General features: G+C 58.5%; 11 protein-coding genes. 7 read left to right on the top strand and 4 right to left on the bottom strand.

The window, feature by feature from the left end:
• Positions 1–10: 10 nt before the first annotated feature.
• Positions 11–1900, top strand: a complete 1890-nt coding sequence (locus tag ACR0AY_RS11090; RefSeq protein ID WP_170512423.1) for a PhoX family protein — start codon at positions 11–13, stop codon at positions 1898–1900.
• A 61-nt stretch (positions 1901–1961) separates the two neighbouring features.
• On the opposite strand, the gene ACR0AY_RS11085 is transcribed toward ACR0AY_RS11090, so the two are convergent.
• Positions 1962–2522, bottom strand: coding sequence for a tetratricopeptide repeat protein (locus tag ACR0AY_RS11085; RefSeq protein ID WP_170401669.1), 561 nt, complete (start codon positions 2520–2522; stop codon positions 1962–1964).
• A 40-nt stretch (positions 2523–2562) separates the two neighbouring features.
• Positions 2563–3039 (bottom strand): winged helix-turn-helix transcriptional regulator, encoded by a 477-nt coding sequence (locus ACR0AY_RS11080; protein WP_170401672.1) that lies wholly within the window; start codon positions 3037–3039, stop codon positions 2563–2565.
• 103 nt (positions 3040–3142) lie between these two features.
• On the opposite strand from ACR0AY_RS11080, the gene putA reads away from it, so the two are divergent.
• Together putA and ACR0AY_RS11070 are read left to right on the top strand one after the other, a co-directional pair.
• The gene (putA, locus tag ACR0AY_RS11075) at positions 3143–6541 is read left to right on the top strand and encodes a bifunctional proline dehydrogenase/L-glutamate gamma-semialdehyde dehydrogenase PutA (protein WP_170512425.1); all 3399 of its coding nucleotides are present in this window, start codon (positions 3143–3145) and stop codon (positions 6539–6541) included.
• Positions 6542–6583: 42 nt separating this feature from the next.
• Complete coding sequence (locus ACR0AY_RS11070) at positions 6584–7327, top strand: rhomboid family intramembrane serine protease (protein WP_170512427.1); 744 nt, start codon at positions 6584–6586, stop codon at positions 7325–7327.
• A 7-nt stretch (positions 7328–7334) separates the two neighbouring features.
• Here the strand turns inward: ACR0AY_RS11070 and ACR0AY_RS11065 are convergent, their stop codons facing one another.
• Complete coding sequence (locus ACR0AY_RS11065) at positions 7335–8156, bottom strand: IclR family transcriptional regulator (protein WP_170401678.1); 822 nt, start codon at positions 8154–8156, stop codon at positions 7335–7337.
• A 203-nt stretch (positions 8157–8359) separates the two neighbouring features.
• Between ACR0AY_RS11065 and bhcA the strand changes: the two genes are divergently transcribed.
• The 4 genes from bhcA to bhcD all read left to right on the top strand — a co-directional run bounded on the left by bhcA (position 8360) and on the right by bhcD (position 12746).
• Complete coding sequence (bhcA, locus tag ACR0AY_RS11060; protein ID WP_170512430.1) at positions 8360–9550, top strand: L-aspartate--glyoxylate aminotransferase BhcA; 1191 nt, start codon at positions 8360–8362, stop codon at positions 9548–9550.
• An 11-nt stretch (positions 9551–9561) separates the two neighbouring features.
• Positions 9562–10533 (top strand): beta-hydroxyaspartate dehydratase BhcB, encoded by a 972-nt coding sequence (bhcB, locus tag ACR0AY_RS11055; protein WP_170512431.1) that lies wholly within the window; start codon positions 9562–9564, stop codon positions 10531–10533.
• 11 nt (positions 10534–10544) lie between these two features.
• Complete coding sequence (bhcC, locus tag ACR0AY_RS11050; protein WP_170392290.1) at positions 10545–11708, top strand: 3-hydroxy-D-aspartate aldolase BhcC; 1164 nt, start codon at positions 10545–10547, stop codon at positions 11706–11708.
• 72 nt (positions 11709–11780) lie between these two features.
• The gene (gene bhcD / locus ACR0AY_RS11045) at positions 11781–12746 is read left to right on the top strand and encodes an iminosuccinate reductase BhcD (protein WP_170512433.1); all 966 of its coding nucleotides are present in this window, start codon (positions 11781–11783) and stop codon (positions 12744–12746) included.
• A 59-nt stretch (positions 12747–12805) separates the two neighbouring features.
• On the opposite strand, the gene ACR0AY_RS11040 is transcribed toward bhcD, so the two are convergent.
• Positions 12806–13591: an inositol monophosphatase family protein gene (locus tag ACR0AY_RS11040; protein ID WP_170512435.1), complete on the bottom strand. Its 786-nt coding sequence runs from the start codon at positions 13589–13591 to the stop codon at positions 12806–12808.
• Positions 13592–13685: the final 94 nt, after the last annotated feature.

Here is a 13685-nt window from a genome sequence, read left to right as displayed (position 1 = left end):
GGAGCTATCCATGACAGACGTCGACCTTACCACCCTTTCCGCCGACGATTGGGATGAGTTGCACTTCCCCCGCCCGGATGAACACGACTTCGACCGCGTGGTTGAAAGCGCTATCTCGCGACGGGGTTTCCTGTCAGGAGTTGTGGCTTTTGGATCGGGCGCTGCGGCGATGGGCGCTGGTTTGTTGGGCTCAACTTCAGCACAGGCGGTCGATGCACAACGCTTTGCCTTCACGCCGATTCCTGCCCAGACCGATGGGACAGTCCACGTGCCGGAAGGTTATGAGTGGAAGATGCTGATGCGCTGGGGCGATCCGCTGTTTTCCGAGGCCGTTGGCTATGACTTGACCGATGGCGGTTCGGTCGAAAACTCGGACAAGGTTTTTGGCGAGAATACGGATGGGATGGAGACATTCTCGTTCCGGGGTCACGAGCTGATTGCGATCAACCACGAGTACCCGAACCGCAAGATCAACCTGCCTGCCGCGCAAAAAGGTGTTCCGACCAGTGCCGATGACGTTTTGAAATTGCAGAACATCCAGGGCGTGACAGTAATGGAGATCAAGGAAGGCCCTGCGGGCTGGGCGGTCGTTAAGGACAGCCCCTTCAACCGCCGGATCCACCATAACACTCCGATGAAGATCGTCGGCCCCGCCGCTGGTCATGACCTACTGAAGACCGAGGCCGATCCGACAGGAACCGCGTCGCTGGGCACCATGAACAACTGTGGTTCCGGCAAGACACCGTGGGGCACCTACCTGACCTGCGAAGAAAATTTCAACGGCTACTTTGGTTCCTCTGACGAGAATGCCAGCTACGATCAGAAGGTCGCGGACGGCATGAAACGCTATGGCATCAAAGCCGAAAGCTGGAATGGCTACGAACTGTTTGACCCCCGCTTCGACACCTCGAAAAACCCCAATGAGCCGCACCGCGCAGGCTGGATCGTTGAAATCGACCCGACCAAACCCGACAGCACTCCGGTCAAGCACACCGGCCTTGGTCGCTTCAAGCATGAAAATGCTGAGGTCGCGCTGGCTGCGGACGGTCGTGTCGTGGTCTATATGGGCGACGATGAACGTGGCGAGTATCTTTACAGGTTCGTCTCGAACGCGGCCTATGCGCCCGGTGTCGACACTCAGGGCTTGTTGAATGACGGCACGCTATATGTCGCCAAGTTCAATGACGACATGAGTGGCGAATGGCTGCCGCTGACGCCGGAAACAACCGGCATGGACGCGGCCGAAATTCTGATCTTTACCCGTATGGCCGCATCGGCTGCGGGCGGCACCACAATGGACCGCCCGGAATGGGTGGCCTCAAGCCCTGTTGCGGTCGAGGCATATTGCTGCCTGACCAACAACAAGAACCGTGGAGTTAAGCCAAATGCTGGGGGTGATGACACTGCAGTCAACGGCCCTAACCCGCGCGAGGCCAACAAATACGGCCAGATCGTGCGCTGGCGTCCAGCGGATGAAGATCACGCGGCCACTGGCTTTGATTGGGATCTCTATGTCATGGCCGGAAACCCAACTGTTCATTCGGATAACCGTGGCGGATCGGCAAATGTGAACGAAGGCAACCTGTTCAACTCACCCGACGGCATGGCCATCGATTCGACCGGTCTGGTCTGGATTCAGACAGACGGGAATGATGACAACGAGGAAGAATTCGCAGGAAACGGCAATAACCAGATGCTAGTTGGCGATCCCGTGACCGGGGAGATGGTGCGCTTCATGACCGGCCCGAATGGCTGTGAAGTCACCGGTCTGGCCTGGTCGACCGACCTGCGCACCATGTTTGTTGGCATCCAGCATCCGGGCAGCAATTGGCCCGATGGCGGTACGCCGCGTTCGTCGGTGATTGCGATCAAACGCACCGACAACGGGCTGGTCGGCTAATCAAGCCCTTGCATCAAAAGCGCCCCTGAACTTCGGTTCCGGGCCGCTTTTTCGTCTCAATTCAAATATCCTCACCCGGTGGATCAAGCAGCCCGCCCGGCGCAAGCAAGGCACGTTCTGAAAGCCACGGGTTCAGTTCGAGTGCATGGTTCAGCGCCGTTCGCGCTTCGTCCAGCCGCTTGAGACCCAACAGCGATAATGCCCGCCCGCTAAGCGCCGCTACATGGTTCGGGGACAGCTCAATGGCCCGATCCAGATCGATCAGGGCCGCACCGTAATCCTGCTGCAAATAGTTGACGAATGCCCGCTGATTGTACCCCTCGGCATAATCCGGGCAATAAGCGACCAGAGCGTCAAACTCGGCCAGCGCACCGGTCAAATCCCAAGACTCGCGCAGAGACATCCCGCGATCCAACAGGGTTTGAGATCGGGCGTCCGGCGCATCGGTCCAGAGTTGCCACATCCGTCCCGAAATGCCCCGCGCCTCGCGCTCAGACGACGCGGTTTGGGCTTGCGCAATCAGGGCGTCGACGCCAGAAATATGATCCGGCGCAACCGGGCAATCTGCAGAAGCCTGAGCGGCAGAACCAGCGAGTATGGCAACGATAAGTACGTTTTTCATCCTCTCTAACCTGATCCATCAGGCGTTTAGGTCAACTGCTTTATAGCGGAGCCAGCAACCCGGTTTCTTTCACCGCCTCCATCGCAACGAAGGTGGAGGTGTTGGCAACATGCGGCAGGGATGAGATTTTCTCGGCTAGCACCGTGCGGTATTCTGTCATCGATCGGGTCCGGATTTTAAGCAGATAGTCAAAGTTGGACGCGATCATATGAGCCTGTTCAATCTCAGCAACTCTGCGCACCGCTGCATTGAACTCGGCCAGTGCTTTTTCACGAGTATCTGTGAGACGCACCTCGACAAAGGCCACATGGTCAAGGCCCAGACGGATCGGGTCCAACATGGCGCGATAGCCTGTGATGATCCCGTCAGCCTCAAGCCGCTTGAGCCGCGCCTGTGTCGGCGATTTTGACAAGCCGATCCTGCGCGCAAGGTCCGTCACTGAGATGCGGCCATCTTCAGCTAATGCCGTAAGGATCGCACGGTCAAAGCGATCAAGGCTGGATAAGTCGTTTTGCATAATCAGGCTCCTATATTTCAGTCAATTCGACCAGAATTCGAGGAAATTCGGTCCATTCTCCTGACTATAGGCGGTTATATTAGGCAAAAGCCCCGGAGTACACATGTCACACAGCCTACGCACCAAAATCGACACTCAGACTTATGCCGACCAGTCCACTGTACTGGACGCGCTGATCTCTCAGGCCAAGCTGTCAGAGGCCGACCGAACGGCCATTTGTGAGGCTGCAGCACAGCTGGTGCGCGACATCCGCTCAAGCACGTCGCCTGGCATGATGGAAGTGTTTCTGGCTGAATACGGCCTGTCCACAGATGAAGGCGTTGCGCTTATGTGTTTGGCCGAGGCGCTGTTGCGTGTACCAGATGCGGATACCATTGACGCACTGATCGAAGACAAGATCGCCCCGTCAGACTGGGGAAAACACCTGGGACAATCATCCTCGTCACTGGTGAACGCGTCGACATGGGCGTTGATGCTAACAGGCCGGGTCCTGGACGAAGACAAATCCTCGCCCGTCGGCGCGCTGCGAGGGGCCATCAAGCGGCTGGGTGAACCAGTGATCCGCACCGCCGTTGGTCGTGCGATGAAAGAAATGGGGCGTCAGTTCGTTTTGGGCGAAACCATTCAATCCGCCATGAAGCGCGCCAAAGGAATGGAAGATAAGGGCTATACCTACTCGTACGACATGCTGGGCGAGGCGGCACGTACCGAGGCCGATGCTGCCCGCTATCACCTGTCTTACTCGCGCGCGATCGCCGCTATTGCCGAGGCCTGCACCCATAAAGACATTCGCGAAAATCCGGGCATCTCGGTCAAGCTGTCGGCCCTGCACCCCCGTTATGAGCTGGCACAGGAACAACGGGTGATGGACGAACTGGTGCCCCGGCTGCGCGCGCTGGCTTTGCTGGCCAAGGCAGCGGGCATGGGGCTGAACGTTGACGCGGAAGAGGCCGATCGCCTGTCGCTCTCGCTGCAGGTGATCGAAGAAGTTATGGCAGAGCCTGCACTGGCCGGTTGGGACGGGTTCGGCATCGTCGTGCAAGCCTACGGCCCACGCGCCGGGTTGGTGCTGGATACGCTCTACGAGATGGCTCAGCGGCACGACCGCAAGCTGATGGTGCGGCTGGTAAAGGGCGCTTATTGGGATACCGAGATCAAGCGCGCGCAAGTCGAGGGCGTCGATGGTTTTCCGGTCTTCACCGATAAGGCGGCGACGGATGTGTCCTATATCGCCAACGCCCGCAAACTGCTGGGAATGACCGACCGTATCTATCCGCAATTTGCCACGCATAACGCCCATACGGTCAGCGCCATCCTACATATGGCGGACGGCCAGCCATTCGAATTCCAGCGCCTGCACGGGATGGGTGAGACCCTGCATCAGATCGTGCGCAACAAGCGGACCTCGCGCTGCCGTATCTATGCTCCGGTCGGCGCGCATCGGGATCTGTTGGCCTATCTGGTACGTCGCCTTCTGGAAAACGGGGCAAATTCCTCGTTCGTCAATCAGATCGTTGATGAGGAAGTCGCCCCAGAAACCGTTGCCGCAGATCCGTTCGTGGCCGTTCAAACACCTGGCAAACCGCTGCCAACCGGGCCTGAGTTGTTCGCACCGGAACGCCCAAACTCGAAAGGCTTTGATCTGCACCATACGCCGACGCTGGACCAGATTGACATCGCACGCGACGCCTTCCGCGCCCATCATTGGTACGCCCGCCCCTTATTGTCGGATGATGCACAGCCTTTGGCAGACACTCCCGTGATCAATCCTGCGCAACCGCAGGATCGCCCCGGTTCGGTTGCTGCGGCCAGCCCCGAAGACGTGGAACTGGCGTTGGCCAGCGCTTGCCCATGGCAGGCCTCAGCCGAGAAGCGCGCTGACATTCTAAATAAAGCAGCCGATCTCTACGAAGCGCATTTTGGAGAGCTGTTTGCCCTGCTCGCCCGCGAAGCCGGAAAATCTGTGCCCGATGCAGTTGCCGAGCTGCGCGAAGCGGTTGATTTCCTGCGCTACTACGCTGCCAATATTCCTGCCGCCAAACCCGCCGGAATATTCACCTGCATCAGCCCGTGGAACTTCCCTCTGGCGATCTTCACCGGGCAGATATCGGCTGCGTTGGCCACTGGCAATGCCGTGCTGGCGGCACCTGCCCCGCAAACGCCACTGATCGCCCATCGCGCAGTTCAGCTGATGCACGAAGCAGGTGTTCCACGCGATGCGCTGCAACTGCTTCCGGGTGGGCCGAAAGTGGGCGCGGCGTTGACGTCGGATGAACGCGTCTCGGGCGTGGCCTTTACCGGCTCGACCGCGACCGCGTTGAAAATCCGATCCGCCACGGCACAGCATATGCGTCCGGGCACGCCATTGATCGCCGAGACCGGCGGCCTGAACGCGATGATCGTAGACAGCACCGCGTTGCCGGAACAAGCCGTGCAGTCGATTATCGAAAGCGCGTTCCAATCGGCAGGCCAGCGATGCTCGGCCCTGCGCTGCCTCTATCTGCAAGAGGAAATTGCCGATGACGTTCTGACCATGCTGCAAGGGGCGATGGACGCTTTGCAGGTGGATGATCCCTGGCTGATCTCGACCGATTGTGGTCCGGTCATTGACGCGCAAGCCCGGCAAACCATCGCGGACCACGTGGCTCGCGCTCGTGCCGAAGGACGGGTGCTGAAAGAGATGACAACGCCTCCCGAGGGTACATTCATCGCACCGGCACTGATCGAAATACCCGGCATCTCGGCGCTAGAGCGCGAGGTGTTCGGCCCGGTGCTGCACGTCGCCCGGTTCAAGGCACAAGAGATCGACAAGGTCATCGCGGATATCAATGCCACGGGCTACGGCCTGACCTTCGGCCTGCACACGCGTATCGACGACCGGGTGCAGCATGTGACCGAGGCGATCCATGCCGGTAATATCTACGTCAACCGCAACCAGATCGGCGCGATCGTCGGTTCGCAACCCTTCGGCGGCGAAGGTCTGTCCGGCACCGGCCCCAAGGCGGGCGGCCCGAACTATATGGCACGGTTCTGCGCGCCTGATCGGCAGAATGCTTCGGGACGCTGGGACAGTTCGGCTGAACCAGGTGCGCCCGAAGGGCAACCTGCAACGCCCAGCACCCAATCTCTGCCCGGTCCCACCGGCGAATCAAACCGCCTGACCGAATATTCCCGCTCCCCGCTTTTGTGCATGGGTCCGGGGGACGAGGCCGCCAAGGCTCAGGCGGATGCGGTCAAAGCGTTGGGCGGCACAGCGATCCGTATGACGGGCATGCTGGATCTGCACCGGCTTGAAAACCTGACCGGTTTCTCGGGTGTTCTGTGGTGGGGCGACGACGACACTGCCCGCCAGATCGAGCAGCATTTGGCCCGGCGCGATGGCCCGATCATCCCGCTGATCCCCGGGCAGCCCGACCGTGCTCGGGTGCTGGGGGAACGCCATGTCTGTGTCGACACCACCGCCGCCGGAGGCAACGCCGCCCTTCTGGGAGGTGCGGCATAACCGGACCTTGACGCTGGGCGGCGAAAAGCCCAGCGTCGCGCCATGTTTCCGATCCGAGACCATAACCCTTCGGGGCGTACTCCGTTTGTTGTTTATGCCCTTATGGCTGCGAACATCCTGATCTTCCTCAGCTATGTGGGTGTCATGGAGGATGCGCGGCTGATCAATCAGCTTTATATTGACTACGCGGTCATTCCTGCTCGGATAACTGACGGCTATGGATTCGAGACACTCGTGACGTCAATGTTCCTGCATGGGGGCTGGATGCATCTGGCGGGAAACATGCTGTTCCTGTGGATATTCGGCGACAACCTCGAAGACGAAATGGGGCATGTGCTGTTTCTCGTGTTCTATCTGCTGGCAGGAATCGGAGCAGGGTTGATTCACGTCTTTTCGGCACCGGATTCGGTGGTGCCAACAATTGGCGCGTCCGGAGCGATAGCCGGTGTCATGGGCGGCTATCTTCTGCTTTTCCCAAAAGCGCGCGTAGATATCCTGTTGATTCTGATCGTCTATATCCGGATCTTTACCATCCCGGCCTTTATCATGCTGGGTGTCTGGCTGGGCCTGCAATTCCTTGGCAGCCTCTCCAGCAATCCCGATGAAGGTGGCGTTGCCTATTGGGCGCATACCGGAGGGTTCTTTGTTGGTTTGATCCTGTGCATCCCCCTATGGCTCAGGCGCGGAGGGACTGGATTCTGGAACCGCACCCACGGCCATCCACCGCATCCGGAACACAAGTACAAACTCTCGCAATCGCGCATCCCCAGAGTGCCGCGCAAATAATCAAGCGTCAGCTCTTGGGTAGCCTACCGCCGCTCAGGTGGGTGATCTCTTGCGCCGCGCGCATGACCAGATCGCCCAACTCGGGCGCGCGTTCGCGGCTGAACCTTACGGTCGGTCCGGATACCGAGATACCGGCGCAAGGCTCAGCCCTGTCATTGAAGATGGCCGCACCAATGCAAGACATACCTTCATACCTTTCTTCGTGATCGTAAGACCAACCTCGGGTACGAGTTTCAGCCAGATCTGCATACAGGCCCGAAGCGGGCAACTGCGTATTTTCAGTGAATGCAACCGGATCAATCCGGCCCAGAACTTTGCCTAAACTCTCTTCGCTCAACGCAGCGAGAATAGCCTTTCCTGTACCGGACGCATACATGGGCGTCCGCGCACCCGGTGGAAAGAAGGCCCGGATGGGGTTCTGAGTTTCGACCTGCCCGACAAAGACCACCTCTGCTCCATCGGGTACGGCCAGATTTGCGGTCTCACCGCTGTCTTGCATCAGACGCCGCAGGATCGGCCTGCCGATTTCCAGAACGCTGTTGCGCCGCAGAAAAGACGCACCGGTCCGGTAGGCTTCGATTCCGACCAGCCATTCCTGCCGTTCCTCATCAAAGGATACGAACCCGTGTTTTTGCAGTGTCACCAGAATGCGATGCGTGGTGGCTGTCGGAACATCAACCTCGCGGGCAAGATCGCTTAGCGCGACGCGCTCTAGCCGGGCAACAGTGGTCAGTACGCCCAGCGCCCGATCCAATGATTGCATGGTCCCGGCCGAACTTTCTTTAAACAGCGATTTGGGTCTGCCGCGCGGTCGCTTTTGCGTTTCCATTTCTCACCTGGCTTTCGGACTTTCCCCCGAAAACCCGAACCAATTTTTCTGGCCCGGAATTCTCCGAGATCATTTTGATAAACTGAATTCCTATCCGTTTCAGCACCTTATCAATTTAACGGATAAAATGAAAATATTTTTCAAGAAAATTGCAACACACAACCGTTCAAGCGACACTTGGGTCCAAAGCAGAGGATTGAGTTATGTCGCATCAAAACCCGGTCTTTATCCCAGGCCCAACCAACATTCCTGATCGATTGCGCCTTGCCATGCAGGTTCAGACGCAAGACCATCGCGCCCCGGATTTCGTTGAAACCTTCGCCCCGGTACTGGAAGACACAAAACAGGTTTTCGGCACCACCGAAGGCCAGATAATCACTTTTCCAGCCAGCGGAACGGGCGGTTGGGAGGCAGCGATTACAAATACGCTCAGCCCCGGTGACAAGGTTCTTGTCGCCCGCTACGGCGTCTTCAGCCATCGCTGGATCGATCTGTGCGAAAGACACGGGTTGGACGTTCAGATTGTTGAATGTCCATGGGGAACAGGCGCGCCAGCCGACAGGTTCGAGGCCATCCTGTCCGCGGATAAAGCGCATGAAATTAAGGCCGTATTGGTGACGCATAACGAAACCGCGACAGGTGTGCGTTCCGATATCAGCGCTGTGCGCGATGCGATGGATGCGGCACATCACCCGGCCATGATGTTTGTGGATTGCGTGAGCTCTTTGGCCTCAATGCCGTTCGAGCTTGACCGGTGGGGCGTGGATATTGCAGTCTCGGGGTCGCAAAAGGGGTTCATGCTGGCCACCGGCATGGCAATCCTATGCGTTAGCCCCAAGGCACTGGCGTCGATAGAGACCGCGCAACTGCCACGCACCTTCTTTGATTTCCGTGATATGATGTCGGCTAATGCGTCTGGCGGCTTTCCCTATACTCCGCCGCTGCAGCTGATCTACGGCATGCGCGAAAGCCTTAAGATGTTGTTCGAGGAAGGGTTGGACAATGTCTATGCCCGCCACACTCGCCTTGCCGAAGGTGTGCGCCACGCGACTGCGGCCTGGGGCCTGAAGTTGGTCGCACAATCTCCTGACCTCTACTCGGATACCGTCAGCGCCATTTTTGTGCCCGAAGGTTTCGACAGCAACGAACTGACTGACCATGCCTTCAACACCTATGGGGTATCCTTCGGCATTGGTCTGGGTGAGTTGAATGGCAAAGCGTTCCGTATTGGCCACTTGGGCAGCCTGACCGATGTTATGGTCCTGTCGGGGCTGGCCACGGTCGAGATGGCCATGGCCGATCTGAACTACCCAGTGAAGCTTGGCAGCGGGGTTGCTGCGGCGCAGGAATTCTATCGCGCCAGCTCAACCAGCCACGCAAAAGCCGCAGCTTAGGGAGGACAGTCATGTTGGATCAAATCCCCGTCGCCGAACTGACCTATGCTGACGTGCAGGCTGCGCACGAAAGGATCAGGCCGCACATCCGACGCACACCGGTAATGACCTCGGACTATCTGAATGAATTGACCGGCGCACAGCTGTTCTTCAAATGCGAGAACTTTCAGGAAGCAGGCGCATTCAAAGTGCGCGGTGCCAGTAATGCGGTCTTCGGCCTAAGCGATGAAATGGCGACCAAGGGTGTTTGCACCCACTCAAGCGGGAACCACGCCCTGTCGCTGTCATATGCGGCTGGTCGCCGGGGCATTCCATGCAATGTGGTGATGCCGCGCACCGCGCCGCAGGCCAAGAAAGACGCGGTACGACGCTTTGGTGGTACGATCACTGAATGTGAGCCATCCACCTCTTCCCGCGAGGCAACGTTTGCCGAGGTGCAGGCCCGAACAGGCGGAGAGTTCGTGCACCCGTACAACGACCCTCGTGTTATCACTGGTCAGGCCACATGTTCGGCTGAATTGCTTGAGCAGACCGATGGGCTGGATGCAGTGATCGCGCCAATCGGCGGTGGCGGGATGGTCTCGGGCACCTGTCTGACGGTCTCGAACCTGGCACCAGGAACCGCGATCTATGCGGCTGAGCCTGAGCAGGCGGACGATGCGTACCGTTCCTTCAAAGCGGGTCATATCATTGCGGACGATGCCCCCAAAACGGTGGCGGACGGGCTGTTGGTCCCGCTCAAGGAAAACACATGGCACTTTGTGTCGAACAATGTGACCGACATCTTCACGGCGTCCGAGCAAGAGATCATCGACGCAATGAAACTCACCTGGAAATACTTGCGCGTGGTGATGGAGCCGTCTTCGGCCGTTCCTCTGGCCACCATTCTTAAGAACCCCGACACCTTCCGGGGCAAGCGCGTCGGCGTCATCATCACCGGCGGCAACGTGGATCTGGACAAGCTGCCCTGGCTGAAAGGGTAAGGAGAAACAGGATGAACAAACCGATGAACAGTGATCAATTCGAAGTTGGCTATGACATTCCTGCCGCGATCGGCATGGATGAATCCGAAATCCAGACGCCTTGCCTGATCCTTGATCTGGACGCGCTCGAGCGTAACATCAAGAAGATGGGCGACTATGCCAAGGCACATGGGATGCGGCACCGGGTGCATGGCAAAATGCACAAATCCGTGGACGTCGCGAAATTGCAGGAACAACTGGGCGGCGCAGTCGGCGTCTGCTGCCAAAAAGTGTCTGAGGCCGAGGTGTTTGCGCGCGGCGGCATCAAAGACATTCTGGTCTCGAACCAAGTGCGGGACCCGGCCAAGATCGACCGACTGGCGCGCCTGACGAAGCTTGGTGCACGCACAATCGTTTGCGTCGACGATGTGGACAACGTCGCTGACCTTTCTGCTGCTGCCGCTAAGCATGGCACTGAATTGGAGGTTTTTGTCGAGATCGACTGCGGCGCGGGCCGCTGTGGTGTCACCACGACCCCCGCCGTGATCGAAATCGCCAAGGCTGTTGAGGCCGCCCCTAACCTGAAATTTACCGGCATTCAGGCCTATCAAGGCGCGATGCAGCATCTGGATACGTATGAGGCACGCAAAGAAAAACTGGATACCGCAATCGCCATGGTCAAGGATGCCGTCGACGGATTGAAGGCTGAAGGGATCGACTGCGAGCTGGTTTCAGGCGGCGGTACGGGGTCTTATTATTTCGAAAGCAACTCGGGCGTTTATAACGAGCTGCAGTGCGGCTCTTATGCCTTCATGGATGCTGATTACGGTCGGATTCTGGACAAGGACGGTCAACGGATCGATCAGGGTGAATGGGAAAACGCCTTGTTCATTCTGACCAGCGTGATGAGCCACGCCAAAGCGGACAAGGCAATCTGCGATGCGGGCCTGAAGGCGCAATCCGTCGATAGCGGCCTGCCCTTCATCTTTGGGCGGGACGATGTGGAATACCTAAAGTGTTCGGACGAACACGGCGTGATTGGTGACCCGGATGGGGTGTTGAAGGTTAACGACAAGCTGCGGCTGGTGCCCGGCCACTGTGACCCGACCTGCAACGTTCATGACTGGTACGTCGGTGTGCGCGGCGGCAAGGTTGAAGCGCTTTGGCCGGTCTCTGCCCGTGGCAAGGCCTATTGAATTACAGATGAATGCAAGGGCGGACGTTTAGCACCGCCCTTACTAATGCCATCAAAAAGAAAGACAAACGCGATGATCATCGTTCCTGAAAAGGAAATCGGCGCTCTGTTAGGCCGACAGGAAAGCTATACTGCGGTTGAGCAGGTGTTTGCCGCGATGGCGGCTGGGGACGCCTACAACTTCCCGGTCGTGCGCGAGGCCATAGGTCATGCGGATGCGCTCTATGGGTTCAAGGGCGGGTTTGATCGCACAGGCATGAGCCTTGGCCTGAAAGCAGGCGGGTATTGGCCAAACAATCTGGAAACGCACGGGCTGATCAATCACCAATCCACCGTGTTTTTGTTTGATCCAGATACGGGTCGCGTTCGGGCCATCGTTGGGGGCAACCTGCTGACCGCACTGCGCACGGCCGCAGCCTCGTCGGTTTCGATCAACCATTTGGCACGCAAGGATGCCAAGGTGATCGGAATGGTTGGCGCTGGGCATCAGGCGGCATTCCAATTGCGCGCGGCATTGGAACAGCGAAACTTTGAGAAAGTCATAGGCTGGAACTTGCATCCAGAAATGCTGCCAAATCTCGAAAAGGTCGCGGCTGAAGCGGGGCTGCCTTTTGAGGCTGTGGATCTGCCCGGCATGGTGCAGGCGGACGTGATTGTCACCATCACCTCCTCCTTCGCGCCAACACTGATGTCCGAGCACGTCTCCGACGGCACACACATCGCCTGCATGGGCACCGATACCGTCTGCAAGCAAGAGGTCGCCACAGACCTGATCGCGCGGGCAAGCGTCTTTACCGACGAGGTCGCGCAGGCCGTGACACTTGGTGAAAGCCAGCATGCCGTGGCTGCCGGAACCAAAACCGAAGGCGAAATCCGGCAGATCGGAGAGGTCATTAACGGCACCCATCCCGGACGTGTATCCGAGGCAGAGGTGACCGTGTTCGACGGTACTGGCGTGGGGCTGCAGGATCTTGCGGTTGCCAGCGCGGCAGTTGATCTGGCGGTCCAGCAAGGGATCGCGATTGAGGTCGACTTCTAAACCAAAACGCGCGCCCGGACCGGACGCGCGTACCATGATCAAAAGACCGGGGTTGAGTATCAGCCCCGAATTACCTTTGCGAAATTGTCAAAGATCGGTTCATTGGCGCAGATCACTTCGCCATCCTCAAGCACGCTGCCTTCGGGGTTCAGCGCCTGAACAAAGCCGCCCGCCTCTTTCACGATGATGATGCCTGCGGCCAGATCCCAGGCGTTTAGGCGACGCTCCCAAAAGCCTTCGTAACGACCGGCGGCCACATAGGCCATGTCCAGCGCGGCAGCACCCCAGCGACGAACACCTGCACAGGTAGGCGTCAGACGGGCCAGGTCCTGCAAGGTCGCAGGCAGGTCCGAACGGCCACCGAATGGCAGACCTGTCGCGAAGATCGACTCGATCATGCGATGGCGGCCCGACACACGGATGCGCATGTCGTTCATCCACGCACCTTCGCCTTTTTCGGCAAAGAACATCTCATCCTTGGCAGGGTCATAGATCACACCCGAAACGATCTTGCCCTTATGTTCCAACGCGATAGAAACGGCCCAGTGCGGCAGCCCGTGCAGGAAGTTGGTGGTCCCATCCAGCGGGTCGACGATCCAGCGACGAGTCGGGTCTTCACCGTCAATCGCGCCGCCCTCTTCGGCCAGCCAACCATAGGTCGGACGGGCACCCAGCAATTCCTCTTTCAGGATGGCTTCGGCCGCGATATCAGCCTTCGACACAAAGTCGCCCGCACCTTTCATCGACACCTGCAGGTTCTCGACTTCACGAAAATCCTTGACCAGAGAACGCCCCGCCTTGCGCGCGGCCTTGATCATGATGTTGAGATTTGCACTGCCAACCATTTTCCATAGGCTCCTGTCCGGTCAAGCCGCGCGTATACTGGGGCAACGCGCCCTTGCCAAGAGGAATGATGCGCATGGCTGATCTGCGTCCGGC

The organism is Ruegeria sp. A5, from assembly GCF_056543005.1.
The sequence above is the reverse complement of the archived record's forward strand: the minus strand, read 5'-3'. Positions and strand labels throughout refer to the sequence as shown.